Below are 400 nucleotides of genomic sequence, written 5' to 3' on the forward strand. Positions count from 1 at the left end.
CGGCGAGGTCGCCAAGGTCGACGGGAAGATCTCGATCACCTACCTGCAGAAGCAGGGCGACCAGGAGTACTTCGTCGGCGAGGCCGCCGGGGCCAAGGCCAAGGCCGCCGAACTCGGTGTGGACCTGAAGGTCGTGAACCTGGGCAACGACGCCAACAAGACGATCAGCGAGGTCCAGGCCGCGATCGCACAGAAGACCAACGGCGTCGTCATCGTCGTCCCCGACCCCGCCGTCGGACCCCAGGTCGTCCAGGCCGCGAAGGACGCCAAGGTCGCCCTGCTCACCTCCGACGACCAGATCTGCACCAACGGCCCCGACCCGTCCGCCTGCGCCCCCGACAACCTCGTCCCCCGCATCGGCTTCTCCGGCACCCAGATGGGCGGCGAGGTCGGCAAGCGC

Annotated in this window: 1 protein-coding gene; it reads left to right on the forward strand. The window is 69.0% G+C overall.

Translation table 11 applies throughout. From position 1 onward, the window contains the following. Nucleotides 1-400, forward strand: a 400-nt coding sequence (locus PUR56_RS37290; protein ID WP_329952221.1) for a substrate-binding domain-containing protein, incomplete at both ends; no start/stop codon positions are given.

Source organism: Streptomyces sp. BE303 (assembly GCF_036290945.1).
Taxonomy (GTDB): domain Bacteria; phylum Actinomycetota; class Actinomycetes; order Streptomycetales; family Streptomycetaceae; genus Kitasatospora.